26 protein-coding genes and 1 tRNA gene are annotated in these 25,623 nt (G+C 67.0%); 8 read left to right on the forward strand and 19 right to left on the reverse strand.

Annotation, left to right across the window (positions count from 1 at the left end; all coding sequences use genetic code 11):
• Position 1: 1 nt before the first annotated feature.
• The 3 genes from pilB to D3H34_RS21355 form a co-directional block, all read right to left on the reverse strand.
• Entirely contained in the window at positions 2 to 1,735 is a 1,734-nt protein-coding gene (pilB, locus tag D3H34_RS21345; RefSeq protein ID WP_119556253.1) for a type IV-A pilus assembly ATPase PilB, read from the reverse strand.
• Between the two features lie 115 nt (positions 1,736 to 1,850).
• Positions 1,851 to 1,927, reverse strand: a tRNA-Pro gene (locus D3H34_RS21350).
• A 51-nt stretch (positions 1,928 to 1,978) separates the two neighbouring features.
• On the reverse strand, positions 1,979 to 2,971 hold the full coding sequence (locus D3H34_RS21355; RefSeq protein WP_119556254.1) for a polyprenyl synthetase family protein: 993 nt from the start codon (positions 2,969 to 2,971) through the stop codon (positions 1,979 to 1,981).
• Between the two features lie 182 nt (positions 2,972 to 3,153).
• Between D3H34_RS21355 and rplU the strand changes: the two genes are divergently transcribed.
• The 4 genes from rplU to proB all read left to right on the forward strand — a co-directional run bounded on the left by rplU (position 3,154) and on the right by proB (position 6,107).
• The gene (gene rplU / locus D3H34_RS21360) at positions 3,154 to 3,465 is read left to right on the forward strand and encodes a 50S ribosomal protein L21 (protein WP_062474515.1); all 312 of its coding nucleotides are present in this window, start codon (positions 3,154 to 3,156) and stop codon (positions 3,463 to 3,465) included.
• A 12-nt stretch (positions 3,466 to 3,477) separates the two neighbouring features.
• Positions 3,478 to 3,738: a 50S ribosomal protein L27 gene (gene rpmA / locus D3H34_RS21365; RefSeq protein WP_013543198.1), complete on the forward strand. Its 261-nt coding sequence runs from the start codon at positions 3,478 to 3,480 to the stop codon at positions 3,736 to 3,738.
• Positions 3,739 to 3,810: 72 nt separating this feature from the next.
• Complete coding sequence (gene cgtA / locus D3H34_RS21370) at positions 3,811 to 4,887, forward strand: Obg family GTPase CgtA (protein WP_119556255.1); 1,077 nt, start codon at positions 3,811 to 3,813, stop codon at positions 4,885 to 4,887.
• Between the two features lie 80 nt (positions 4,888 to 4,967).
• A complete protein-coding gene (proB, locus tag D3H34_RS21375; protein ID WP_119556256.1) occupies positions 4,968 to 6,107 on the forward strand; it encodes a glutamate 5-kinase in 1,140 nt (379 codons plus the stop codon).
• 43 nt (positions 6,108 to 6,150) lie between these two features.
• Here the strand turns inward: proB and D3H34_RS21380 are convergent, their stop codons facing one another.
• Positions 6,151 to 6,744, reverse strand: a complete 594-nt coding sequence (locus D3H34_RS21380; RefSeq protein WP_119556257.1) for a CNP1-like family protein — start codon at positions 6,742 to 6,744, stop codon at positions 6,151 to 6,153.
• On the reverse strand, positions 6,692 to 7,360 hold the full coding sequence (locus tag D3H34_RS21385; protein WP_119556258.1) for an RNA pyrophosphohydrolase: 669 nt from the start codon (positions 7,358 to 7,360) through the stop codon (positions 6,692 to 6,694). The genes D3H34_RS21380 and D3H34_RS21385 overlap by 53 nt, the downstream gene beginning before the upstream one ends.
• 135 nt (positions 7,361 to 7,495) lie before the next feature.
• On the opposite strand from D3H34_RS21385, the gene D3H34_RS21390 reads away from it, so the two are divergent.
• Together D3H34_RS21390 and D3H34_RS21395 are read left to right on the forward strand one after the other, a co-directional pair.
• Positions 7,496 to 9,241: a proline--tRNA ligase gene (locus D3H34_RS21390; RefSeq protein WP_119556259.1), complete on the forward strand. Its 1,746-nt coding sequence runs from the start codon at positions 7,496 to 7,498 to the stop codon at positions 9,239 to 9,241.
• A complete protein-coding gene (locus D3H34_RS21395) occupies positions 9,238 to 9,894 on the forward strand; it encodes a lytic transglycosylase domain-containing protein (protein WP_119556260.1) in 657 nt (218 codons plus the stop codon). Before D3H34_RS21390 ends, D3H34_RS21395 begins: the two co-directional genes overlap by 4 nt.
• Positions 9,895 to 9,910: 16 nt before the next feature.
• Here D3H34_RS21395 and paeA read toward each other — a convergent pair whose 3' ends face one another.
• The 5 genes from paeA to hemA form a co-directional block, all read right to left on the reverse strand.
• A complete protein-coding gene (paeA, locus tag D3H34_RS21400) occupies positions 9,911 to 11,233 on the reverse strand; it encodes a polyamine export protein PaeA (protein ID WP_119556261.1) in 1,323 nt (440 codons plus the stop codon).
• Between the two features lie 86 nt (positions 11,234 to 11,319).
• Positions 11,320 to 11,649: a Grx4 family monothiol glutaredoxin gene (gene grxD / locus D3H34_RS21405; RefSeq protein WP_119556262.1), complete on the reverse strand. Its 330-nt coding sequence runs from the start codon at positions 11,647 to 11,649 to the stop codon at positions 11,320 to 11,322.
• Between the two features lie 32 nt (positions 11,650 to 11,681).
• Positions 11,682 to 12,530 carry a peptide chain release factor N(5)-glutamine methyltransferase gene (gene prmC, locus D3H34_RS21410; RefSeq protein WP_119556263.1) on the reverse strand — a complete coding sequence of 283 codons (849 nt, stop codon included), beginning with the start codon at positions 12,528 to 12,530 and terminating at the stop codon, positions 11,682 to 11,684.
• Positions 12,530 to 13,618, reverse strand: coding sequence for a peptide chain release factor 1 (prfA, locus tag D3H34_RS21415; protein ID WP_119556264.1), 1,089 nt, complete (start codon positions 13,616 to 13,618; stop codon positions 12,530 to 12,532). Before prfA ends, prmC begins: the two co-directional genes overlap by 1 nt.
• Before the next feature lie 108 nt (positions 13,619 to 13,726).
• Positions 13,727 to 14,998 (reverse strand): glutamyl-tRNA reductase, encoded by a 1,272-nt coding sequence (gene hemA / locus D3H34_RS21420; protein ID WP_119556265.1) that lies wholly within the window; start codon positions 14,996 to 14,998, stop codon positions 13,727 to 13,729.
• 134 nt (positions 14,999 to 15,132) lie between these two features.
• Here hemA and D3H34_RS21425 point away from each other — a divergent pair, with 134 nt between their 5' ends.
• The gene (locus D3H34_RS21425) at positions 15,133 to 15,411 is read left to right on the forward strand and encodes a hypothetical protein (RefSeq protein WP_119556266.1); all 279 of its coding nucleotides are present in this window, start codon (positions 15,133 to 15,135) and stop codon (positions 15,409 to 15,411) included.
• Between the two features lie 7 nt (positions 15,412 to 15,418).
• Here the strand turns inward: D3H34_RS21425 and D3H34_RS21430 are convergent, their stop codons facing one another.
• The 4 genes from D3H34_RS21430 to D3H34_RS21445 form a co-directional block, all read right to left on the reverse strand.
• Positions 15,419 to 15,901, reverse strand: coding sequence for a GNAT family N-acetyltransferase (locus tag D3H34_RS21430; protein ID WP_286186026.1), 483 nt, complete (start codon positions 15,899 to 15,901; stop codon positions 15,419 to 15,421).
• A gap of 47 nt (positions 15,902 to 15,948) precedes the next feature.
• Positions 15,949 to 16,743, reverse strand: a complete 795-nt coding sequence (locus D3H34_RS21435) for an ABC transporter ATP-binding protein (protein ID WP_119556268.1) — start codon at positions 16,741 to 16,743, stop codon at positions 15,949 to 15,951.
• Positions 16,743 to 17,639, reverse strand: coding sequence for an ABC transporter permease (locus D3H34_RS21440; protein ID WP_119556269.1), 897 nt, complete (start codon positions 17,637 to 17,639; stop codon positions 16,743 to 16,745). The genes D3H34_RS21435 and D3H34_RS21440 overlap by 1 nt, the downstream gene beginning before the upstream one ends.
• A gap of 80 nt (positions 17,640 to 17,719) precedes the next feature.
• Positions 17,720 to 18,697, reverse strand: a complete 978-nt coding sequence (locus tag D3H34_RS21445) for an ABC transporter substrate-binding protein (RefSeq protein ID WP_205736788.1) — start codon at positions 18,695 to 18,697, stop codon at positions 17,720 to 17,722.
• 205 nt (positions 18,698 to 18,902) lie between these two features.
• Here D3H34_RS21445 and D3H34_RS21450 point away from each other — a divergent pair, with 205 nt between their 5' ends.
• Positions 18,903 to 19,379, forward strand: coding sequence for an Lrp/AsnC family transcriptional regulator (locus D3H34_RS21450; protein WP_434057703.1), 477 nt, complete (start codon positions 18,903 to 18,905; stop codon positions 19,377 to 19,379).
• Positions 19,380 to 19,389: 10 nt separating this feature from the next.
• Here D3H34_RS21450 and D3H34_RS21455 read toward each other — a convergent pair whose 3' ends face one another.
• The 5 genes from D3H34_RS21455 to ugpA form a co-directional block, all read right to left on the reverse strand.
• A complete protein-coding gene (locus D3H34_RS21455) occupies positions 19,390 to 21,894 on the reverse strand; it encodes a DUF3772 domain-containing protein (RefSeq protein ID WP_119556271.1) in 2,505 nt (834 codons plus the stop codon).
• 59 nt (positions 21,895 to 21,953) lie between these two features.
• Positions 21,954 to 22,697, reverse strand: a complete 744-nt coding sequence (ugpQ, locus tag D3H34_RS21460; protein WP_205736789.1) for a glycerophosphodiester phosphodiesterase — start codon at positions 22,695 to 22,697, stop codon at positions 21,954 to 21,956.
• Between the two features lie 124 nt (positions 22,698 to 22,821).
• A complete protein-coding gene (locus tag D3H34_RS21465; RefSeq protein WP_119556273.1) occupies positions 22,822 to 23,829 on the reverse strand; it encodes a sn-glycerol-3-phosphate import ATP-binding protein UgpC in 1,008 nt (335 codons plus the stop codon).
• Positions 23,830 to 23,831: 2 nt separating this feature from the next.
• Entirely contained in the window at positions 23,832 to 24,683 is an 852-nt protein-coding gene (ugpE, locus tag D3H34_RS21470) for a sn-glycerol-3-phosphate ABC transporter permease UgpE (RefSeq protein WP_119556274.1), read from the reverse strand.
• Between the two features lie 39 nt (positions 24,684 to 24,722).
• On the reverse strand, positions 24,723 to 25,604 hold the full coding sequence (ugpA, locus tag D3H34_RS21475) for a sn-glycerol-3-phosphate ABC transporter permease UgpA (protein ID WP_119556275.1): 882 nt from the start codon (positions 25,602 to 25,604) through the stop codon (positions 24,723 to 24,725).
• Between the last annotated feature and the right edge of the window lie 19 nt (positions 25,605 to 25,623).

A 25,623-nucleotide genomic window follows, 5' to 3' on the forward strand; every position in this document is an offset into this window, starting at 1 on the left:
GTTATAGGTTGGTGCAAGCCACGACTTCTTCGAGCGACGTGAGGCCCTGCATGACTTTGCGAAGACCCGACTGGCGCAGCGAGCGCACGCCTTCGGCTTCGGATTGGTTTGCGATGTCCAGCGCGCTGCCGTCGCGCAGGATGATTTCCTGGATGGCTTCCGAAATCGGCATCACTTGGTAGATGCCGACCCGGCCCTTGTAGCCGCTGCTGCAGGCGGCGCAGCCGACCGGGCGGTACGGCTTCCAGGAGCCATCGATGTCTTCTTCGCGAAAGCCTGCATCGAGCAAGGCGTCGCGCGGGATGTCTGCCGGCACGCGGCACAGCATGCATAGCCGGCGTGCGAGGCGCTGCGCGGTGATCAGGATCACGCTCGATGCGATGTTGAACGGCGCGATGCCCATGTTGCGCATGCGTGTGAGCGTGGTCGGGGCGTCGTTGGTGTGCAGCGTCGACAGCACCAGGTGGCCGGTCTGCGCGGCCTTGATCGAGATGTCGGCGGTTTCGAGGTCGCGGATTTCGCCGACCATGATGATGTCGGGATCCTGCCGCAGGAAGGCGCGTAGTGCGGCCGCGAAGGTGAGGCCAGCCTTCTCGTTGACGTTGACCTGGTTGACGCCGGGCAGGTTGATTTCCGACGGGTCTTCCGCCGTCGCGATGTTGACGCCTGGCTGGTTGAGCAGGTTCAGGCAGGTGTAGAGCGACACGGTCTTGCCCGAGCCCGTCGGGCCGGTCACCAGCACCATGCCGTAGGGGCGGCCGATGGCGTGGAGGAGCCGTTCCTTTTCATCGGCGTCATAGCCCAGGGCATCGATGCCCATGCGGGCGCTGCTCGGGTCCAGGATACGCACGACGATCTTCTCGCCGAACAGCGTGGGCAGCGTGCTTACGCGAAAGTCGATGACACGGTCGGGGCCGATCTTGAGCTTCATGCGGCCGTCTTGCGGCACGCGTTTCTCGGAGATGTCGAGCCGGGAAATGACCTTGATGCGCGAGGCCAGCTTGTCCTTGATGACTGTGGGCGGCGAGGCGATCTCGCGCAGTTCGCCGTCGACCCGGAAGCGCACCCGGTAGTGGTGTTCGTAAGGCTCGAAGTGGATGTCCGAGGCCCGCATGCTGACTGCGTCGAGCAGCATCTTGTGCAGGAAGCGCACAACGGGTGCGTCTTCGACTTCGGCGATGGCCTGCTCGTTGGCGTCGCCCGAGGTGTCGGCCGTGACGTCGTCGAATTCGAACTCGGTGCCGACGATGCTGTTGATGGTTTCCGCCGCGCTTGCGGCGGCGGCCTCGATCATGCGCGAGAGCTTGTCGTATTCCGCAATGACCCAGTCCACGCCCATCTGCGACGCGAACTTGATCTTTTCAGCGGCCTGTTGGTCAGACGGGTCGGCGGTCGCGACGATCAGGCGGTTGTTGCGCTTGCTGAGAACGACAATGCGGTAGGCGTGACAGAGCTTGGGATCGAGCAGGTCCTTGGGCAGGCGCTGATGATCGACGGCATCGAGATCGAGCAAGGGGGCGCCAAAGGCGCTCGACAGGGTGTGAGCGAGGTCGGCGGCAGAGACGGCGCCGGTGCCGGTCAGCTCGGCGATGAAGCTGGTGCGACCGCTCAGCGACTTCTGATAGATGTCTTCGGCGGTCTTTGCCGCGAGCTTGCCGGCCGACACCAAGGCGCGCGCCAAGCCGGGAAGGGCGATCTGCGTAGTTTCTTTAACGGGAATTTCGGCAGCGGCCATTCAGCGAATGCAAAAGATGTGAAAAAGTGCTTCACGATCATCGCTGAACACACCTGTGCTGTAAATCGCTACACAGCAACAGGGGCTGACATTAACTGGACCAGTCGAGAAAAACTGGTCGGGGTGAGAGGATTCGAACCTCCGGCCTCTACGTCCCGAACGTAGCGCTCTACCAGGCTAAGCTACACCCCGATTGGTTGCAAGAAAAAGAAATCGTCCTAGATGCCAACTCTGGTGAGGTGTTCAGGCACGTCGCTCAAGCAACTGAGCCGCTAATTGTAGCAAACCTGAAGCGTGCAAATTCGACGGAAGGTCGCGCAATGCGTGAATTGCGCGTTCGGCCTCGGCCGCAGCGGCGGCGCGCGAGGCTTCCAGGGCGCCGGTTTCGCGAACGATCTCGACGATTTTCCCCAGCTGCGCGGTGTCGCCGGCCTCGATGGCTGCCCGCACCAGGGCGCTCTGCTCGGGGGTGCCGCGTTGCATGGCGAAGATCAGTGGCAGGGTGGTCTTGCCTTCGCGCAGGTCGTCGCCGACGTTCTTTCCTGTTTCCTGGGCATCGCCTGCGTAGTCGAGCACGTCGTCGATCACCTGGAAGGCTGTGCCCAGCGCTTGCCCGTAGGTGGCGCAGGCTTCTTCGATTTCAGGTGTGGCGCCGGCCAGCACGGCGGCCAGCCGGGTGCTGGCCTCGAACAGCTTGGCGGTCTTGGAGCGGATCACGCGCAGGTACGCTGCTTCGTCCAGCGAGGCGTCGTGCATGTTCATCAGCTGCAGCACTTCGCCTTCCGCGATCACGTTGGTTGCCTCGGCCAGGATCTGCATGATGCGCATGTTGTTTGCATCCAACATCATCTGGAAGGCGCGCGAATACAGGAAGTCGCCGACTAGCACGCTCGCGGGGTTCCCGAAGGATTCGTTGGCGGTGGCGCGGCCGCGGCGCAAGGTCGATTCGTCGACCACGTCGTCGTGCAGCAACGTGGCGGTATGGATGAACTCCACCACGGCTGCCAGATTGAAGCGTTGCTCGCCCTTGTAGCCGAGCGCGCCTGCCATGAGCAGCAGCAGCGCCGGCCGCAGACGCTTGCCGCCGGCCGAGATGATGTATTGCGAAACCTGGCTGACCAGCGGGACGCCGGTGCTCAGGCGTTGGGCGATCACACGGTCGACTTCGACCATGTCGCCGGCAATCAGGTCCAGCACGGTGGCGGTGGGGGAGGTGTCGGCGGCGGGAACTGGCAAAGCGAAGGCGCGAGGCGCTGCGAAGATGAGGGCGGCCCTGGAGGCCGGAACGCGGGAATTATAGGGAGCCGTGCACGAATCCCGGGCGCGTCTCAGAGTCGGGGTGGTGAGCGTTCGCAAACCGCGCTATAATCTTGGGCTCTGCGGAATTCGCTGCGGAGACTCATTTCTAAGAGGTTTACATGTACGCGGTCATAAAAACCGGCGGCAAGCAGTATCGCGTTGCTTCCGGCGAGAAAATTAAAGTAGAACAGATTGCTGCGGACGTAGGCCAGGAAATCGTGATCGACCAGGTTCTGGCCGTCGGAAACGGCGCTGAAATCAAGGTTGGCACGCCCCTGGTGTCCGGCGCAACGGTGACAGTCACGGTGCTGTCGCACGGCCTGCACGACAAGGTTCGCATCTTCAAGATGCGCCGTCGCAAGCACTATCAAAAACGTCAAGGCCATCGCCAGCAGTTCACCGAACTGCAAATCGGCGCGATCGCCGGCTAAGGAGCACATTCCATGGCACAGAAAAAAGGCGGCGGCTCCACGCGAAACGGGCGCGATTCCAAGCCCAAGATGCTCGGCGTGAAGGCCTTCGGCGGCGAACTGATCAGCGCAGGCTCGATCATCGTGCGCCAGCGCGGCACCCAGTTCCACCCCGGCGTGAACGTCGGCGTGGGCAAGGACCACACGCTCTTCGCCCTGGTCGACGGCCACGTGTCGTTCGGTCACAAGGGTGCGCTGAACAAGCACATGGTCAACGTGACGCCCGCGGCCTAAGCCCCGCAGTCACTTCGATCTTTCCGAGGCCCCGCATTGCCGGGGCTTCTTCATTTGTAAACTGGACATCCCATGAAGTTCGTCGACGAAGCCTTCATCGACATCGCCGCGGGCGATGGCGGCAACGGCTGCGTGTCGTTCCGTCATGAGAAGTACAAGGAATTCGGCGGCCCCAACGGCGGCGACGGCGGCCGTGGCGGCCACGTGTTCGCGGTGGCCGATTCGAACCTCAACACCCTGGTCGATTTCCGCTACTCGCGCCGGCACGAAGCCAAGCGCGGTGAGCATGGCATGGGCTCCGACATGTTCGGTGCCGCGGGCGACGACATCGTGCTCAAGATGCCTGTCGGCACGATCGTCTCCGACGCTGAAACGGGCGAGGTGCTGTACGAACTGCTCAAGGACGGCGAGGTCATCACCATCGCCAAGGGCGGCGACGGCGGCTTCGGCAACATGCGCTTCAAGAGCGCGATCAACCGTGCGCCGCGCCAGAAGACGCCGGGTTGGCCCGGCGAGAAGAAGAGCCTCAAGCTCGAGCTCAAGGTGCTGGCCGACGTTGGCCTGCTGGGCATGCCGAATGCCGGCAAATCGACACTGATCAGTGCCGTTTCGAACGCTCGACCGCGCATTGCCGACTATCCCTTCACCACGCTGCACCCGAACCTCGGTGTCGTGCGCGTCGGCCCCGAGCAGAGCTTCGTGGTGGCTGACTTGCCTGGTCTGATAGAGGGCGCCTCGGAAGGCGCCGGTCTCGGTCACCTCTTCCTGCGTCACCTGCAGCGCACCCGCCTGCTGCTGCACGTGGTCGACATGGCGCCGTTCGACGACAGCGTTGACCCGGTCGCACAGGCCAAGGCGCTCGTGGCCGAACTCAAGAAGTACGACGCCGCGCTGTACGACAAGCCGCGCTGGCTGGTGCTCAACAAGCTCGACATGGTGCCGGAGGACGAGCGCGCCGCGCGCGTCAAGGACTTCGTCAAGCGCCTGCGTTTCAAGGGCCCGGTCTTCGAGATCTCGGCGCTCACGCGCGAAGGCTGCGAGCACCTGGTCCAGGCCGTGTACCAGCAGGTCAAGGCGCAGCAGGTGGCCGAGCACGAAACCGTCGTGGTCGATCCGCGCTTCGTCCCGCTGCCGCCCGAAGGAAACTGAAGGCGTCGCAGCACCTTGGGTGCTGCAAAATGGATAGCAAGCAGCGCAGGCTGCATCCCTGAAACACGCCTTCTTCCTTCATGACCTCGAATTCCGGTTCCACTGCTTTGCGGGATGCCCGCCGTATCGTCGTCAAGGTGGGTTCCAGCCTTGTGACCAACGAGGGGCGCGGCCTCGACGAAGGTGCCATCGGCGAGTGGTGTCGACAACTGGCCGAGCTGGTGCGCGACGGGCGCGAGGTGGTCATGGTGTCGAGCGGCGCGATCGCCGAAGGCATGAAGCGCCTGGGCTGGAAGAGTCGTCCGCACGAAGTGCACGAACTGCAGGCCGCGGCGGCCGTCGGGCAGATGGGCCTGGCCCAGATGTACGAGACCAAGCTGCGCGAGAACCAGATCGGCAGTGCGCAGGTGCTGCTGACTCACGCCGACCTCGCGGACCGCGAACGCTACCTCAACGCGCGTTCCACGCTGGTCACGCTGCTTCGGCTCGGCGTGGTTCCGGTGATCAACGAGAACGACACCGTGGTCAACGACGAGATCAAGTTCGGTGACAACGACACGCTTGGCGCCTTGGTCGCCAACCTGGTCGAGGCCGACGCCCTGATCATCCTGACCGACCAGAAGGGCCTGTACACGGCCGATCCGCGCAAGGATCCCGACGCCAAATTCGTGCACGAGGCTGCCGCTGGTGACCCGGCGCTCGAAGCCATGGCCGGCGGTGCCGGCTCGAGCATCGGGCGGGGCGGCATGATTACCAAGATCCTCGCGGCCAAGCGCGCGGCGGGCTCCGGTGCTTCCACAGTCATTGCTTGGGGGCGCGAAGCCGACGCGCTGCTGCGGCTGACGCGCGGCGAATCCATCGGCACGTTGCTGGTGGCGCAAACCGCGAAGCACCAGGCGCGCAAGCGCTGGATGGCCGACCATCTGCAGCTGCGCGGCGCCGTCATCGTTGATGCCGGTGCGGCGGCCAAGGTCCGTGGCGAGGGAAAGAGCCTGCTGCCGATCGGCATGACGGGCGTATCCGGCGAGTTTTCGCGCGGCGATGTGATCGCGGTGCGTGACGTCGACGGTGTCGAGTTGGCCCGCGGGCTGGCCAACTATTCGAGCGTCGAGGCCCGGCTGCTGTGCCGCAAGCCATCGACTGAGTTCGAGCGGCTGCTGGGCTATGCGGCCGAGCCGGAGATGGTGCACCGCGACAACATGGTGTTGATGCCGGGCTGATCCGGCCAGTGGTCATCAAGGCGGGGCGCGATGCCCCGCAGGTTCAGGGCAGTTCGCGCAGCGGATTGCGGATGTTCTGCACCATCTCGTTGACCGAGCTGCGCGGCGCATTGCCCCGGCACAGCCCCTGGGACGTCAACGCCGGCACGTAGCTGGAGTTCATGTCCTTCACGCGCTTCCACTCGGGCGACTTCGTTTCCTGCCATGCGCCGTTGTTGTAGCGGGCATAGCTCTTCATCTCGGCCGTCGAGCAGCGCACGCCTTCGTAGAAGGCATTGACTGCGCCGCCGGCTCGGTTCTGCGCCACCACCACGTAACGCACGATGCCGTCCTTGGTGATGGCGATCGTGTTCGGATCGACACCGAATTTCAGCGTCATGTAGGGCGGCATTGCGATCGGCAGCAGGCGGCTTTCGCTGAAGGCCGGCGGCGGCGGCACCGCGGTTTCTTCCCACTCCTTGTCCTGCTCGGTGCTCTTGGGCGCGGGTGGCATGCCGGCCTGGGCCCAGTCGGGGTTGTCGGTGTCATAGCCGCGGGACGCGCAGGCGGAGAGCAGGCCTGCGCAGGCGATGACGAGCGCGCACTCAGCGTGGCGTCGGGAAAGAGGAAGGCGCGCTGTTCTTGGGAGGAGGTTCATCGCTCGCAGAAGGAATGTCGGGATGCGGATCGAAGCTACCGCCGGGCGGCAGGTCGAGGCCCGCGGGCGCCCCATGCTCCAGCGGATGGCGCTCGAATTCTCGGGCGCGCACGTTGCTGCGCAGGAAGCGATTGCGGAAATCCTGCCGGGGCAGGTAGCGAGCAAGCTCGGTAAGCGCCATCTCGTAGACGCCGCGCTTGAACTCGACGACCACGTCGAGCGGGACCCAGTAGTCGTGCCAGCGCCAAGCGTCGAATTCGGGATGGTCGGTGGCACGCAGGTTGAGATCCCAGTCGTGACCGACAAGTTGCAGCAGATACCAGATCTGCTTCTGGCCTTTGTAGTGGCCCCGTGCGTCACGGCGGATGAACCGATCCGGCACCTCGTAGCGCAACCAGTCGCGGGTACGGGCCACGATGCGCACATGCTCCGGATGGAGCCCGACTTCCTCGTGCAGTTCCCGGAACATGGCTTGCTCGGGACTTTCGCCGCGGTCGATGCCGCCTTGCGGAAACTGCCAGGAATGCGTGCGTATGCGCTTGCCCCAGAAAACCTGGTTTCTCTGGTTGAGCAGGATGATGCCGACGTTGGGCCTGAAGCCGTCCCGGTCGAGCATAATCAAACCCCAATTTTTGAACTGAGTCGATTATGCATGCCGGGTTGCCCTCGGCAAGCGACCGGTTCCGGGCTCTCAGGGTCTATCCGGGGTGCCTGTCTCCCTCCTCACTTCGAACCCACCTGCGCGATCCCGATGAAAGCTTCCCGATTTTTTGTCTCCACCCTGAAGGAAGCGCCCGCTGACGCGGAGGTCGCGAGCCACCGGCTCATGATGCGCGCCGGCATGATCAAGAAGGTCGGCACCGGCATCTACACGTACATGCCCATGGGCCTGCGCGTGATCCGCAAGGTCGAGGCGATCGTGCGCGAAGAGATGGACCGTGCAGGCGCGATCGAGATGACGATGCCGGTGGTGCAGCCCGCCGAGCTCTGGCAGGAGGCGGGTCGCTTCGACAAGATGGGTCCCGAGCTGCTGCGCATCAAGGACCGCCATGACCGCGACTTCGTGATCCAGCCGACCAGCGAAGAGGTGGTGACCGACATCGCGCGTCAGGAAATCCGAAGCTACAAGCAGCTGCCGAAGAATTTCTACCAGATCCAGACCAAGTTCCGCGACGAGCGCCGCCCGCGCTTCGGCCTGATGCGTGGGCGCGAGTTCACCATGAAGGACGCCTACAGCTTCGACCGCGACCTCGACGCGGCCAAGGCCAGCTACCAGAACATGGCGCAGGCCTACCGCAACATCTTCGACCGCTTCGGCTTGCGCTACCGCGCCGTGGCGGCCGACAGCGGTGCCATCGGCGGCGACCTGAGCGAAGAGTTCCAGGTGATCGCCGCCACGGGCGAAGACGCCATCGTCTACTGCCCCGACAGCACCTACGCCGCCAACATGGAAAAGGCCGAGGCGCTGGCCCCCGCCGGCCCGCGCCCCGCCGCCGTCAATGCGCTCGAGAAGACGCCCACGCCCGGCAAGAGCACCTGCGCCGACGTGGCCGAACTGCTCGGCGTGCCGCTGGCCACCACGATCAAGTCACTGGTGCTCGCCACCGACATCGTCGACGACGCCGGCAACATCAAGGGCGCGCAGATCTGGCTGCTGCTGTTGCGCGGTGACCATGACATGAACGAGATCAAGGTCAGCAAGGTGCCGGGCCTGGACAAGGGTTTCCGCTTCGCGACCACCGCCGAGATCGACGAGCACTTCGGCTGCAAGCCGGGCTACCTCGGCCCGCTGAACCTCAAGAAGCCCGTCAAGCTCGTGGCCGACCGCGAAGCAGCCGTGCTGGCCGACTGGATCACCGGCGCCAACGAGGTCGACTTCCACATGACCGGCGTCAACTGGGGCCGCGACCTGCCTGAACCTGACCTGGTCGCCGACCTGCGCAATGTGGTCGCCGGCGACGCCTCGCCCGACGGCAAGGGCGTGCTGGCCATCGAGCGCGGCATCGAAGTGGGCCACGTGTTCGTGCTCGGCACCAAGTACAGCAAGGCCATGAACGCCACCTACCTCGACGAAGGCGGCAAGCCGCAGTTCCTCGAGATGGGCTGCTACGGCATCGGCATCACCCGCCTGCCGGCCGCTGCCATCGAACAGAACCACGACGAGCGCGGCATCATCTGGCCCGACGCGCTGGCGCCGTTCACGGTGGTGGTCTGCCCGATCGGCATGGACCGCAGCCCCGAGGTCAAGGTCGCGGCCGAAGCCCTCTATGAAGAGCTGCTGGCCAAGGGCGTCGACGTGCTGCTCGACGACCGTGGCGAGCGCCCCGGCGCGATGTTTGCCGACTGGGAGCTGATCGGCGTGCCGCACCGCGTCGTCATTTCCGACCGTGGCCTCAAGGAAGGCCAGCTCGAGTACCAGGGCCGGCGCGACACCGCGGCCACCAAGGTGCCTGCAGCCGGCATCGCCGACTTCATCGCGGGCAAGCTCGCGGCATGAGCGTGACCGGGGGGCTTTCGCGACGCAGCTGCCTGCTGGGCAGCGCTGCGGCAGGCGCCCTGACCGCACTCTCGCTGCCGCAAACGGCCTGGGCCGGCGCGCAGATCGAGGAGCCGCTGATCGACTCGGTGCGCACCGCGCTGAGTTCGGCCATCCACAACAAGGCGCCGCCGGTGCCGCAGTTCGCCGACACCGAGGCGCGCCTAGCGTACCTGCGGTGGCTCGGCGAGATGAGCGAGCGCCTGCGCAAGAAGGTCGCCGACCCGGCCACGCGCATCGAGTTCCTGCAGACCGTCTGGTACGAGGCCAGGCGCTCGGGGCTCGACGTGAGCCTGGTGCTGGGTTTGATCCAGGTCGAGAGCAACTTCCGCAAGTTCGCAGTTTCCAGCGCCGGCGCGCGCGGCTACATGCAGGTGATGCCGTTCTGGACCCGCGTGATCGGCGACAGCGACTCCGCCAAGCTGTTCCACATGCAGACCAACCTGCGCTTCGGCTGCGTGATCCTGCGCCATTATCTCGACCGCGAGAAGGGCGACCTCTTCATGACACTGGGCCGCTACAACGGCAGCCGGGGCCGCGCACCCTATCCGAACGCCGTGTTCGCGAACCAGCGGCTGTGGGCCTACGTCGACAGGGACCGCTCGGCGGCCTGACCGCAGTCGCGGTCGCTCAGTCTGCGGCGACCACGGCCTTGGCGGTGACCGAGCCCTTGGTGACCATCACCTGGTCGATGCGGTAGCTGTCGACGTCCATCACCTCGAAGGTGTAGCCGCCCCAGGTCACGCTGTCCGTGCGCTTGGGCACGCGGCGCAGCATCACCATCAGGAAGCCCGCGAGCGTTTCGTACTCCTCGGCGTGCGGCAGCTCGTCGATGTGCAGCGCGCGCTGCACGTCCTGGATCGGCGTGATGCCGTCGATGAGCCACGAGTTCTCGTCGCGCTTCACGATCTGTTCTTCTTCGGGTGTCGAGGTCGACACCAGGTCGCCCATCACCGTGCTCATCACGTCGTTGAGCGTGATCACGCCGACCACCAGGCTGTACTCGTTGACGATGATCGCGAAGTCTTCATGTGCCTGCTGGAACTGCTCCAGCACTTCGGTGAGCGAGAGCCGGTCGGGAATCACCAGCGCCTTGTGGAGCGTCAGGCCCTGGTCGAACGCCAGCGGCTGGCCGCTGAGCACGCGCTGGAACATGTCCTTGGCGTCCACGTAACCGAGCACGTGATCGATGTCGCCGTCGCACACCGGGTAGGCCGAGAAGGGCTCGGCCACGATGCGCGCGCGCAGCACCGATTCGGTGTCGTCGTGCAGGAACCAGGCGATGCTGTCGCGCGCGGTCATCACGCTGCTGACAAGGCGGGTGTCGAGTTCGAACACGTTGGCGATCACCTGCTGCTCGCGCGCTGCCAGCACGCCGGCCTGCGCGCCGGCCTCGGTCATGGCGAGGATGTCGGCCGAAGTGATCTTGTCGTCGCGTGCCATCGGCATGCCGAGCACCTTGAACAGCAGGTCGGTCGCGCGGGTGAAGAACCACACCAGCGGCTTGAAGGCCGTGATCAGCAGCAGCATCGGGCCGACGATGCGCACCGCGAGCCGTTCGGGGGCGCTCATGCCCAGGCGCTTGGGAAACAGGTCGGCGAACACCAGGAACACCGCGATCACGATCACGAACGAGCACAGGAAGGCGATGTTGGCCGCGAGCTCCACGCTCAGCCAGTTCTCGAAGAAACGGGCGAAGTAGGGGCTGAGCGAGCCTTCGCCCACCACGCCGCCGAGGATCGCCACCGCATTGAGGCCGATCTGGACCACGGTGAAGTAGTGGCCCGGCTGCTCCTGCACGCGCAGCACCTTTTCCGCGCGAGGGTCGCCTTCGTCGGCCATCTGGCGCAGGCGCAGGCGGCGCGAGGCGGCCAGGCAGATTTCGGCGAGGGAGAAGAAGGCACTCATCGCGATCAGCAGCGCGATGATGAGCAGGCTTTGGGTGAGAGTCATGGCGGCACGTTGTAGACCGCCATGGTGCCATGACTGGCACCGGGTTCGGGCGCGCGCGGGGCGCGGCGCCCGTCAAACGGAAAGGCTCAGGCGGCCGCGCCGCCGCCGATCACCTGCTGCAGCTCGCCCGACTCGTACATCTCCATCATGATGTCGGAGCCGCCCACGAATTCGCCCTTGACGTAGAGCTGGGGGATGGTGGGCCAGTTGCTGTATTCCTTGATGCCCTGGCGGATCGCGTCGTCCTCGAGCACGTTGACGGTCTTCAGCGCCTTGGTGTCGACCCCCACGGCCTTGAGGATCTGGATGGCACGGCCCGAGAAGCCGCACATCGGGAAGCTGGCGTTGCCCTTCATGAAGAGCACGAGTTCGTTGGATTTGACGAGGTCGTCGATGCGTTGTTGAGCGTCGGACATGGGGACTCCTGAAGAAAAGTGGGCTGGGGGGATTATTTCACCGTGCGCCAGATGCCGCCGGAGCAGCGCGCGATGCCGGCGAGGTCGTCGCGGCTTTGCACCTCGGCAAAACCGCGCGCGGCCAGCAGCTGGCGCACCGCGTCGGCCTGGTCGTGGCCGTGTTCCAGCAGCAGCCAGCCGCCGTCGGCCAGGTGGGCGGGCGCGTCGCGCACGATCTGGCGGATGTCGTCGAGGCCGTCGGCGCCAGCGACCAGCGCGCGGGTGGGCTCGTGGCGCAGCGCGGGCAGGTGCGGATCGCCGGCGGCGATGTACGGCGGGTTGCTGGCGATGACCGCGTAACCGCTCTCGGCACCGTCGAGCCAGCTCGATTCGGTGAAGCGCACCGGCAGGCCGAGGCGCTGCGCGTTGGCCCGGGCCACCGCGAGCGCATCGGCGCTGGCATCGACCGCGTCGACCTGCGCGTCGGGGCGCGCATGCTGCAGGGCCAGCGCGATCGCGCCGCTGCCCGTGCCGAGGTCGAGCACGCGCGGGGCCAGGCGGCCGTCGAGGCACTGCAGGGCCCATTCGACCAGCGTTTCGGTGTCGGGGCGCGGCACCAGCACGCGGGCATCGACCTGCAGCTGCAGGCCGTGGAATTCCTTCTCGCCCAGCAGGTAGGCGACCGGCTCGCCGGCCTTGCGGCGCGACAGCTGGCGCGCAAGCGCAGGCCAGGCCTCGCCGGGGAAGGGATCGGTGTCGTGTGCGAGCAGCCAGGCGCGGTCGTTCACGGGGCGGCCCAGCGCGTGCAATAGCAGCAGCTGGACGTCGAGGCGGTCGATGCCCAGGGCCATGGCCGCGGCCAGCGCCTGCGCCACGGTGGACGGTGCGGCGGTGTCGGTCATCACGCGGGCAGGCTCGATTCCAGCTCGGCCAGTTGCTCGGCCTCGCGTGCGGCGCGCAGCGCGTCGAGCACGTCGCCCAGGTCGCCTTCCATGATGGCCAGCAGCTTGTAGAGCGTGAGGTTGATGCGGTGGTCGGTGAGCCGGCCCTGCGGGAAGTTGTAGGTGCGGATGCGGTCCGAGCGGTCGCCGCTGCCGATCAGGCCCTTGCGCATGGCGGCGTCCTTGGCGGCGCGCTCGCTGCGCTCCTTCTCCTGGATGCGCGCCGACAGCACTTGCAGCGCCTTGGCCTTGTTGCGGTGCTGGCTGCGGTCGTCCTGGCACTCGGCCACGATGCCGGTCGGGATGTGCGTGATGCGCACGGCCGAGTCGGTCTTGTTGATGTGCTGGCCACCGGCGCCGCTGGCGCGGTAGGTGTCGATGCGCAGGTCGGCCGGGTTGATCTGCACCGCCACGGTCTCGTCGGGCTCGGCCAGCACGGCGACCGTGCAGGCGCTGGTGTGGATGCGGCCCTGCGTCTCGGTGGCCGGCACGCGCTGCACGCGGTGGCCGCCCGATTCGAAGCGCAGGTGGCCGAAGACCTCGTCGCCCACGATGCGGATCACCACTTCCTTGTAGCCGCCGAGTTCGCTCTCGCTTTCGCTCACCACTTCGCAGCGCCAGCCGGCGCGCTCGCAGTAGCGCGTGTACATGCGCAGCAGGTCGCCCGCGAACAGGGCCGACTCGTCGCCGCCCGTACCGGCGCGGATTTCGAGGAAGGCGTTGCGCGCGTCGTCCGGGTCCTTGGGCAACAGCAGGCGCTGCAGCTCGTCCTCGAGCTGCACCAGCTCGGCCTCGGCGCCGGCGATTTCTTCCTTCGCCATCTCGGCCATGTCGGGGTCGTCGAGCATTTCCTTCGCACCCACGATGTCGGCCTCGCGCTGCTTGAAGCGCTCGTAGCGGCCCGCGATCTGCGTGACTTCGGCGTGCTCGCGCGAGATGGTGCGGTACTGCGCCATGTCGCTCATGATGTCTTCGCGCGAAAGCAGGAAGTCGAGCTCGCCCAGGCGTTGGGCGTAGCGTTCGAGTTGGTGGCGCAGAAAGGATTTCACGACGGAAGGGGCTCGGAAAAATGAGGGGAGAAACGCCGCAGTGCAGCAGCAGGGCGCATGAAAGACCGCGGCCCGCGCGGCGAGCGGGGCCATCGACGCGCGTCGTCGCTAACGCTCTTTGCGCAGGAACAGGCGCGAGAGCGTCTGCGCCGTCTGTTCGCGCGAGGCGGCGTCGCCCGCGTGCAGTTCGGCCATGGCGCCGTGCATCATCTTCTGCGTGAGTCCGCGCGACATGGCTTCGAGCACGGCGTCGATCGATTCGCCCTTGGCGAGCAGCTTGCGCGCACGGGCCATCTCGGCGGCGCGCCATTCGTCGGCCTGCGCGTTGAGCTGCTGGATCAGCGGCACGGTGCCGCGCTGGCCCAGCCAGTGCATGAAGCTCTGCACGCCGGCGTCGATGATGACTTCGGCCTGCGCCACGGCGGCTTGCCGGTTGGCCTGGCCCTGCTGCACGACCTGGGCGAGGTCGTCCACGGTGTACAGGTAGATGTCTTCCAGCGCCTTCACTTCGGGTTCGATGTCGCGCGGCACGGCCAGGTCGACCATGAACATCGGGCGGTGCTTGCGAGCCTTGAGCGCGCGTTCCACGGCGCCCAGGCCGATGATCGGCAGCGTGCTGGCGGTGCAGCTGATGACGATGTCGAATTCGGCCAGGCGGGCGGGCAGGTCGGCCAGCCGCATGGCTTCGCCGCCGAAGCGCGAGGCGAGCTTTTCACCGCGCTCCAGCGTGCGGTTGGCGATGGCGATGGCCTTGGGTTCCTTGGCCGCGAAGTGCGTGGCCGCGAGGTCGATCATTTCGCCCGCGCCGACGAACAGCACGCGCGTCTTGCGCAGGTCTTCGAACAACTGGCCGGCCAGGCGCACGGCGGCGGCGGCCATGCTGATCGAGTGGGCGCCGATCTCGGTGGCGGTGCGCACCTCTTTCGCGACGGCGAAGGAGCGCTGGAACAGCTGGTTGAGCGTGCTGCCCAGCGCGCCGGCGGTTTCGGCGGCGCGCACGGCGTCCTTCATCTGGCCGAGGATCTGGGCCTCGCCGAGCACCATCGAGTCGAGGCCGCTGGCCACGCGGAAGGCATGGCGCGCGGCTTCGTCGTCGTGCAGGGTGTAGGCGTGCGAGCGCAGCAGGGCGGGGGCCACGCCGCCGCTCTGGGCCAGCCAGCCGAAGGTGTGGTCGAGCGCGATGTGCTCGGAGGCGCAATAGATCTCGGTGCGGTTGCAGGTCGAGATGATCGCGGCCTCGACCTGCGGGTGGCGACCGCCGGCGAAGGAGCTGCGCAGGCTGTGCAGCGTCGGGGCCATCTGGTCGAGGGCGAACGCGAAACGACCGCGCAGATCGAGCGGCGCGGTCGTGTGGTTCAAGCCGAGAGCCCAGACTGACATGCCCGTGATTATAAAATCAGCAGCCGGGCGAGGTTTGCCGAGGGACAAATGGCTTTCCCTATGACAGCCATACGCTCTGCCGCATGGCCCCCGCGCGCTCTCACGGCCCCTGACCGGCCCTCTTCCTGGACCTCATGGACCTGCTGGATTTCCTCAATCACCTGCTCAATTTTGTGGCACCGGCGGCCTTCATCGCCTTGGTGCTGGTGGCCATGGGGCGCTTTCTCGGCGGTCCGCGCACCGGCATTCCGCGCTGGTGGATGCAATGGGCGATCACCTTCGGGGCCGGCGTGCTGACCTCGCTGGCCGGCCTGATCGTCACGGGCCGCGACGGCTCGATGGCCACTTACGCCGCACTGGCCGCGGTCTGCGGCACCGTGCAGTGGCTGGCGATGCGCGGCTGGGGCCGCTGAACCCGCTTCAGTCGAGCCGGCGAGCCATGTAGACCGAGAGCCCGGGGTAGGTCGCCAACCGGGCCTGTTGTTCCTCGCCGGCCGGCGTGACGGCCGCATAACCCTGCCGTTCCCAGAACCCGACCGACGCCTGCACCGACACCAGCGTCGAATGCCGCCAGCCCGCGCGCAGCGCGTGGGCCCAGGCGTGGCGCACGAGGCGTGGCCCCAGGCCCAGCCCCGACGCATCGGGGTGCACCGCCAGGTCGTGCAGGTAGAGCGCGTCGGCGTCGGGCGCCACGTCGAAGTCGCCATGCAGCGGCGTGAGCTTGCCGCGCTGCGAGGGGTACGCCGCCAGGTAGGCCCGCACGGCGCCGCCGTGTTCAGCCACCCAGCCGGTGTGCGGCGAGGCCGCCAGCCGCCGCGCGATGAGCACGCCGTCCTCCACGAACCCCGCGCCGTAGCAGGCGAGCTGGATCGCCAGCACCGCCGCGAGGTCGTCCCCGTGCATGTCGCGCACGACAACGGTGGGTGGGAGGGCGGAAGGCGCCGCGTCCATTAGGCCAGCAGCAGCTTGTCGTCGTCCAGCTTCTCGCCGCGCGTCTGCTCGAACATGCGCAGCAGGTCGGGCACGTCCAGGCCCGCGCGCTGGTCGCCGGCCACGTCGAGGATGACTTGGCCTTCGTGCAGCATTACGGTGCGCGAGCCGTAGTCCAGCGCCTGGCGCATGCTGTGCGTCACCATCATCGCGGTGAGCTGGCTGCCTTCGACGATCTTGGCCGTGAGCTCCAGCACGAAGGCGGCGGTCTTGGGGTCGAGCGCGGCCGTGTGCTCGTCGAGCAGCAGGATGCGCGAAGGCCGCAGCGATGCCATCAGCAGGCTCACGGCCTGGCGCTGGCCGCCCGAGAGCAGGCCGATGCGGTCGGCCAGGCGGTTCTCCAGGCCCAGTTTCAGGATCGACAGCTTCTCGCGGAACAGCTCGCGCAGGTTGCGGTTGAGCGAGAAGCCGAAGCCGCGCCGCTCGCCGCGCTTCCACGCCAGCGCCATGTTCTCCTCGATGGTCAGCGCCTCGCAGGTGCCGGCCATCGGGTCCTGGAACACGCGCGCGACCATGCCCGAGCGCTGCCACGCGTTCATGCGCGTCACGTCCTTGCCGTCGATCTCCAGGCGGCCCTTGTCGACCAGCAGGTCGCCGCTGATGGCGTTCAGGAAGGTCGACTTGCCTGCGCCGTTCGAGCCGATCACGGTGACGAACTGGCCGGTGGGAATCTCCAGGCTCAGGCCGCGCAGCACGCGGTTCTCGATCGGCGTGCCGGGGTTGAAGGTGATTTCGAGTTGTTGGGCGCGCAGCATCAGTTCTTCCCCTTGAAGAGGCCGCCCAGCTTGCGCTTGTAGGCAGGCACCAGCAGCGCGAACGCCACGAGCACGGCGGTGACCAGGTTCAGGTCCTGCGCCTGCAGGCCCATGAAGTCGGTGTTCAGCGCCATCGCGATGAAGAAGCGGTACAGCAGCGCGCCGATGATGCAGGCCAGCGTGGTGATCACCATGCTGCGCGCGGGCATCAGCGTCTCGCCGATGATCACGGCCGCCAGGCCGATCACGATCGTGCCCACGCCCATCGAGATGTCGGCCGTGCCCTGGCTCTGCGCGAACAGCGCGCCGGCCAGCGCCACCAGCGCATTGGAGAGCGCCAGGCCCGCCATGGTCTGGAAGTCGGTCGAGATGCCCTGGGCCCGCGCCATGCGCGCGTTGCCGCCGGTGGCGCGCATCGCCAGGCCGGCTTCGGAGGCGAAGAACAGGTCGACGACGATCTTCGCGGCGATCACGATGATCAGCAGCAGAAGCGGCTTGGCCCAGTGCTCGGGCATGCCGCCGAAGCTGACCATGCTGAACACCGTGGGTTCGGTGATGAGCGCCACGTTGGGCTTGCCCATCACGCGCAGGTTGATGGAGTACAGCGCGATCATCACCAGGATGCTCGCGAGCAGCTGCATGATCTTCAGCTTGACGTTGAGCCAGGCCGTGAGCCAGCCCGAGGCGGCACCGGCCACGCAGGCCACGGCCGTGGCGGCGATGGGGTTCCAGCCCGCGACGATCAGCGTCGCGGCCACGGCGGCGCCCAGCGGAAAGCTGCCGTCCACCGTGAGGTCGGGAAAGTTGATGATGCGGAACGACATGAAGACGCCCAGCGCGACCAGTCCGAAAATCAGACCAATCTCGATGGCGCCCAGCGAAGCAATGAGGGACATGGGGGCTTCCGGCGGGAGCGCGGTCGGCGGGCCCCGGCGCCCGGCCTGCGCCGGGAGCGGAAGGCCCGCCGGGGCGGCTTTTACTTGGTGCTGACGACCTTCGCCGACTTCAGCAGCGCGTCCGACAGGGTCACGCCCTGCAGCTTGGCGGCGCCGGGGTTCACCACCAGCTCGAAGTTGGTGCTGGTCTGCGAGGCGATGGTGCCGGGCTTCTCGCCCTTGAGGATGCGCACCACGATCTTGCCGGTCTGGCGGCCGATGTCGGTGTAGTTCAGGCCCAGCGCGGCCACGGCGCCGCGCTCGACGGTGGCGGTGTCGGCGGCCACCACGGGCAGCTTGGCCTGTTGCGCGACCTTCACGATGCCCTCGAAGGCCGAGACCACGTTGTTGTCGGTGGGCGTGTAGATCACGTCGGCCTTGCCGACCAGGCTCTGTGCGGCGGTGGGCACGTCGACCGTGCGGGCCGCGGCGGCTTCCACCACCGTCATGCCGGCAGCCGAGGCGGCCTTCTTGAGCGAATCGACGATGGCCACCGAGTTGGCTTCGCCGGGGCTGTAGATCACGCCGATGCGCTTGGCCGCGGGCACGACCTTCTTGATCAGGTCGATGTGCTTTTCGAGCGGCGACAGGTCGGACACGCCGGTCACGTTGGTGCCCGAGGGCTCCCAGTTCTTCACCAGCTTGGCGGCCACCGGGTCGGTGATGGCGGAGTACACGACGGGAATCGTCTTGGTGGCGGCCACGGTCGCCTGCGCCGACGGCGTGGCGATGGCGACGATCACGTCGGGCGCATCGCCCACGTACTTGCGGGCGATCTGGGCGGCGGTGCCCACGTTGCCCTGGGCGCTCTGGTAGGTGAACTTGAGGTTCTTGCCTGCTTCGTAGCCGGCGGCCTTCAGCTCTTCCTTCACGCCGTCGCGCACGGCGTCCAGCGCCGGGTGCTCGACGATGGCGGTCACGGCGACCGACTTGTCCGCGGCCAGGGCCGGCGCGGCGGCGAGCACGCCGAGGGCCAGGGCGACGGCGCTGAAGGGGGTGCGAAGCAAAGCGTTTTTCACGAAAAAGGTCTCCGGGTGGGGAAGGGATGGATGCGTTCAAGCCGCCGGCAATCCGCCGGGGCGGGTCATTCAGCGCCCCGGCTTGGCGTGGTGCTGTCCGGGCGCGTCGAAGTCTAGATCGTACTTTGCACAATTAAGGTGCATGAAGGCCTCGGGCTTTCCCCGCTTTAGGAAACATAATTGCGTCCACTGATGAATCGGGGAGATGAAATTGCAGACTGTCGGACTTGACCGCATCGACCTTCGAATTCTGGACCACCTCCAGGTCAACGGCCGGGCCTCGAACCTGGAGCTGGCGGAGGTGGCCAAGCTGTCGCCCGCGCAGTGCCTGCGGCGGCACAGGCGGCTGGAGGAACTGGGGCTCATCACCGGCTATGCGGCGCGGCTGAATGCCCGCCATGTCGGGCTGGGCGTGATCGCCTTCATCCACGTCACGATGGCGCGCGGCCATGTGGACGAGCTGCCCAAGTTCCAGGACCTGATCGCCGACATGCGGCAGATCCTGGAGTGCTATTCGGTGACGGGCGACTTCGACTACGTGATCAAGGTGGTCGCGAGCGACCTGGAGTCGCTCTCGCAGTTCCTCATGCACACGCTGATGCGCATGCCGGGGGTGTCGGCGGTGCGATCGAGCGTGTGCCTCAACGAGATCAAGTCCACCACGGCGCTGCCGCTGGAATGACGCGAGAGGCTCAGGTGCTCGCGCCCGGCAGCGGCGAGGCCGGCGTGGCGGGTGCCGGCGACGGCTCGGCGGGCAGCACCGGCGCGGCCGCGGCCATCACGAGCGTCGTCGGCGTGGCCAGCGGCAGGTCGGCCTTCTTGAGCGCATCGAGGATCGTGAACAGCAGGTCGCTGCGCACGCCGCCCGCCAGCCGGGGGCTCGGCACGTAGGCGATGGCCTGGAAGATCAGCAGCCCGTTCTCGATGCCTTCGAGCGTGAGCGAGGGCGCCGGCGTTTCCAGCACGCCCTCGTGCGAACGGCAGGCCTCCAGGATCAGCTCGCGCACGCGCTGCGCGTCGGTGGTCAGCGGCATCGGCAGGCGGATCAGCACGCGGCCTTCGGCGTTGGCCAGCGTCATGTTGCGCACGGTCTTGGTGATGAACTCCGAGTTCGGCACGATCAGCGTCGAGCGGTCGCCCAGCTGGATCTCGGTGGCGCGCACGTTGATGCGCCGCACGTCGCCCTCGGTGGTGCCCAGCACCACCCAGTCGCCCACCTTCACCGGCTGCTCGGCCAGCAGGATGAGGCCCGAGATGAAGTTCTGCACGATGGCCTGCAGGCCGAAGCCGATGCCCACCGACAGCGCGCTGGCCACCCACGCGATGCGCTCGATGCCGATGCCCAGGGCCGACAGCGAGAACGCCACCACAAGGATGCCGCCCACGTAGCCCAGCAGCGTGGTGATCGAACTCTGCATGCCCGGCTCGAACTGCGTGCTCGGCAGGTAGCTGCGCGACAGCCAGCGCTTGAACACCCGCAGCACGATGAAGCCGACGACCGCCACCGCCACGGCGCTGAGGATCGCGCCCGGCACCAGTTGGAACTCGCCCACCTTCACACCCGTGCCGAGCTTGCCGCCGCGCTGGAACACCTCGCCGGGGCCCGTGCCCAGCGGCGCGGCGAGCGCCACCAGCATGTAGAAGAACAGCCCCACGCGGCTCAGGCCCGAGAGCACCGTGGCGGCCTGGTCGAGCGTCTGCGGCGCGAGGCCGAAGCTCTTCTGCAGCCGCTGGCCGGAGGCGCTGCGCGAGGACACCACGGCCATGAACAGGTCGTCGGCGAACTTGAACAGCACGTAGAAGGCCGCCGCGACGATGCCGCTCCAGGTGAGCTGCGAGGCCAGGAAGCTCGCCAGCGCCACGTAGCCGAAAGCCACCAGCACCCAGATCGCGATCACCAGCATCGCGATCAGCGCCACCAGCACCCCGACCCACATCGGCCGTTCGGGCAGGCCGGCGTCGGGTGCGTCGGCGCGTAGCGCCTTCAGGCGGTACACGACGATGCCGACCAGCGCGGTGAGCAGCAGCGCCGTCGCCACGTGCGTGGTCACCACGGCGGCAAAGCTGGCGTCGATGAGCGCGTTGATCTCGGCCGGTGTCCACGCCAGGGCGGCCACCAGCGCGACCAGCCAGGGCAACGCCGCCAGGCGCTCGGCCGTGAGGTCGGGAATGGCCGGCAGGCGCCACGTCGGCCGCCCGGTGGCCAGCAGCCCGCGCCCCAGGCCGATGATGAAGGCCATGAAGGTCAGCGTCTGCGCCGTCGATTGCAGCGCCTTGCGCGCCTGCGCGTCCCATTCGGCGTGGGCCTTGAGCACCTCGACGACGCCGTGCGCGGCCACGGCGACCAGCAGCACGTGCGTCGCGACGATGGCGATCACCAGCAGCGAGCGGCGCAACCGCCCGGCCGGCAGCACGCGCGTGGCCAGGCGCGTCAGGCCGTGCTCGGCGGCCCAGACGCCAAGCCACGCGAGCAGCAGCGCGCCGATGAACGCGGCGATCACCGGCGTGCGGCTTTCAGGCTGCAGCGCCTGATCGAAACCATCGCCAAGCGCCGCGCCTATCGCCCGCAGGCGCTCGGAGTCGTCGGGCCAGGCCTCGCGCAGGTCGTCCCAGAACTCGGCGCCCAGCGGCGAGGCGGCGCGGTTGGTGAGCTCGGCCTCGAACTGCTGGCGCCGCTGCGACACCACGTCGGTGCCGCGCTGGCGCACGTCGATCGCCAGCAGCCGGGCCAGGCGGATGTCGGCGTCGAGCGCATTGCGCTCCTTGGTCAGCTGCGCGCGCTGGCGCGTGATGTTGGGGTCTTCGGTGGCACCGGCCGCGGGCGGGTTGCCGAGTTCGCCCAGCCGCGCGTTCAGGTCGGCCAGTTCGCCGGTGCGCGCGGCCACGAACTTGTCGGCCTGTGCGCCGATCTCGTTGATCTGCGCGAGCTGCTTGCGCGCATCGTCTTCGGCGCCGGGAACGACACTGGCATTGCCCTTGGTCGAAGGCGCGATCCGGGCGAACTGTGCGCGCAGCTCGGCGATGGTGGGCGGCGGGGCGGCTGCGGCAGCCGCGGTGTTGGCGCTGTTGTTGGGATTGCCGATGCCGGCGGTCATGCTGGCGTCCGGCTGCGCCAGGGCGCCGCCGCACGTGAGCAAGGCCAGCAGGGCCAGGAGGGCTGGGAGGCACAGGCCTGCCAGGCGAGAGGTCCGATTCATGGCCGCATCATAGAAGCGGCCATGACGTAAGAACGGGTAAGAAATGCTGCGGGGCAGCGTCAGCCCGCGGGACTGAACAGGTCCACCCGGTCAGTGATGATGCCGTCGGTGCCCAGGTCGATGAGCCGCTGCGCCGCCCAGTCGTCGTTCACCGTGTAGCTCAGCGAGCGCAGGCCCGCGCCATGCACTTGCGCCACGGTGGCGGCGTCCCACAGCGCGTGGTTGCAGACGATGGCGGTGCAGCCGAGCGCGAGCGCGGTGTCGAGCCAGCCGTTCCAGAGCGTGTCCAGCAGCAGGCCGCGCGGCAACTCGGGCTGCACGGCCTGCGCGCCCTTGAGCGATTCGACCTGGAACGAGGTGAGCAGCGGCGGCACGGCCGCGCCCTGCCAGAGGCGCGCGGCTTCCCGAGCCACCACCTCGCCGGTCTCGCGTTCGGTGCCGGGCGTGGGCTTGATCTCGATGTTCAGCAGGTGGTCGTTGGCTCGGCAGAAGCGTGCCAGGTTCTCCAGCGTGGGCAAGGGTTCACCCGCGAAGGCGCGCGAATGCCAGCCGCCGGCGTCGAGCTGCGAGAGCGCCCCCCACGCCTGCTGGCCGCCGATGCCGCGGCCGTTGGTGGTGCGGTCCAGCGTGGCGTCGTGCATCAGGAAGACCACGCCGTCGGCGCTGAGCTTGGCATCGCACTCGAACATGCGGTAGCCGTGCGACGCGCCGAAGCGGAAGGCCGCGAGCGTGTTTTCAGGCGCCAGCTTGCCGGCGCCGCGGTGTGCGACCCAGCGGGGGTAGGGCCAGGGTTTCATGAACATTTCCAGAATTGGCTTTCGGCTTCTTCGCGGGACACCGCGGAACCGGCTTTGCCGGGCCGCTGGTGTCGCCCCCGGTAGGGGGTAGGAGAAGCGACACGAAGTGCGCGAAGCCTGGGGGCGAGCACTAGTCCGCCCTTTTGCCGGAGCCGGCGTCGAACCAATGGAGCTTGTCTTCGCGCGCGGCGATCTTCACCGTGTCGCCGGCGACCGGCGGGTGATCGCCTTCGTCGGTGCGCATGATGATCTGTTCTTCGCCGATGCGGCCGTACACCAGGCGCTCGGCGCCCAGCAGTTCGACCTGCTCCACCTGCACCGTCCAACCGCTCTCGTCGAGCGTCAGGTGTTCGGGACGGATGCCCAGGATCTGGCCCGGGCGCACGCCCGGCGCGTGCTTGAGCAGGTTCATCGGCGGCGAGCCGATGAAGCTCGCCACGAAGGTGGTGGCGGGCTTGGAGTACACCTCTTCGGGCGTGGCGAACTGGTCCATCACGCCGCCGTTCATCACGATGATGCGCTGGGCCAGCGTCATGGCCTCGACCTGGTCGTGCGTGACGAACAGCGAGGTGATGCCCAGCTCGCGGTGCAGCTTCTGGATTTCGAGGCGGGTCTGCGCGCGCAGCTTGGCGTCCAGGTTCGACAGCGGTTCGTCGAACAGGAACACCTGCGGCTGGCGCACGATGGCGCGGCCCATGGCCACGCGCTGGCGCTGGCCGCCCGAGAGTTCGCGCGGCTTGCGCTCGAGCAGATGGCCCAGCTCGAGGATCTTGGCCGCCTTGTCGACGCGCACCTTGATCTCGGCCGTGGGCACCTTGGCGATCTTCAGGCCGTAGGCCATGTTCGCGAACACGCTCATGTGCGGGTACAGCGCGTAGTTCTGGAACACCATGGCGATGTCGCGCTCGGAGGGTTCGAGCTGGTTCACGACCTTGCCGCCGATGCAGATCTCGCCGGCCGAGATTTCCTCGAGGCCGGCCACCATGCGCAGCAGCGTCGACTTGCCGCAGCCCGAGGGACCGACGATCACGATGAATTCATGGTCGGCGATCTCGGCGCTCACGCCGTGGATGACCTGGTTGGCTTTCGGCCCGTGGCCGTAGCGCTTGATGACGTTGCGAAGAGAGAGAGCAGCCATAGTTATTTTTCAGTGTCCACGAGGCCCTTGACGAACCACTTTTGCATCAGGATCACCACCAGCGCGGGCGGCAGCATCGCCAGGATGGCGGTGGCCATCACGACGTTCCATTCGTTCTGTCCGTCGCCGCCGGCAATCATCCGCTTGATGCCGACCACCACGGGGTACATGTCTTCGCTCGTGGTCGCGAGCAGCGGCCACAGGTACTGGTTCCAACCGTAGATGAACTGGATCACGAACAGCGCAGCGATCGATGTCTTCGACAGCGGCAGCAGCACATCGAAGAAGAAGCGCATGGGGCTCGCGCCGTCCATGCGCGAGGCCTCGGTGAGCTCGTCGGGCACCGTGAGGAAGAACTGGCGGAACAGGAAGGTCGCCGTGGCCGAGGCAATCAGCGGCACCGTCAGGCCCGCGTAGGTGTTCAGCATGCTCAGGTCGGACAGCACCTTGTAGGTGGGCAGGATGCGCACCTCCACCGGTAGCATCAGCGTCACGAAGATGGCCCAGAAGCAGATCTTCTTGAACGGGAAGCGGAAGTACACGATGGCGAAGGCCGACAGCAGCGAGATGGCGATCTTGCCGATGGCGATCACCATGGCCGTCACGAAGCTCACCCACATCATGTGGGCCACGGGGGCGTTGGAGCCCGCGCTGCTTTCGCGCCCGAAGAGCGCGCCCTTGTAGCTGTCGACGATGTTCGAGCCGGGCGTGAGCGGCATCGGCGCCTGCACGATCTCCTGGGCCGTGTGCGTGGAGGCCACGAACGCCAGGTAGAGCGGGAAGGCGACGATGAACACGCCCAGGATCATGATGACGTGGGCCAGGATGCCCTGCGTGCCGCGTTTTTCAACCATGCTGCGCTCCGCCCAGTTTGAATTCTTGTTGTTGCTTCATCAGTACTGCACCTTCTTCTCGACGTAGCGGAACTGGATGACCGTCAGCGCCACCACGATCACCATCAGCACCACCGACTGCGCGGCCGAGCCGCCGAGGTCGAGGCCCTTGAAACCGTCGTGATAGACCTTGTAGACCAGGATGGTGGTGTCCTTGCCCGGGCCGCCCTGCGTGGCCGCATCGACGATCGCGAAGGTGTCGAAGAAGGCGTAGACCACGTTGATCACCAGCAGGAAGAAGGTGGTGGGCGACAGCAGCGGGAACTGCACGGTCCAGAAGCGGCGCCACGGGCGCGCGCCGTCAATGGCCGCAGCCTCGATCAGCGACTTCGGAATGGACTGCAGGCCCGCCAGGAAGAACAGGAAGTTGTACGAGATCTGCTTCCACACCGAGGCCATCACGATCAGCGTCATGGCGTGGCCCGAGTCGAGCAGGTGGTTCCAGTTGATGCCGATCTTGCCCAGGGCGTAGGCCACCACGCCCAGCGAGGGCGAGAACATGAAGACCCACAGCACGGCCGCCACGGCCGGCGCCACGGCGTACGGCAGGATCAGCATGGTCTTGTAGAACATGCCGCCGCGCACGATGCGGTCGGCGAACACCGCCAGCAGCAGCGACAGGCTGATGCCGATGCTGGCCACCAGCACCGAGAACAGCGCCGTGGTCTTGAACGACTCGGCATAGGCCGGGTCGTCGAAAAGGTGACGGAAATTGTCGAGTCCGACGAACTCGACCGACGTGCCGAACGCGTCCTGCTGCTGCAGCGACTGCAACAGCGCCTGGCCGGCCGGCCAGAAGAAAAACACGAGGATCACCGCCATCTGCGGTGTCAGCAGCAGCCAGGGCAGCCAGCCCGAGCGAAAGAAAACGCGTTTTTCCATGAAGCCTCTACATAAAAAA

The organism is Acidovorax cavernicola (assembly GCF_003581445.1).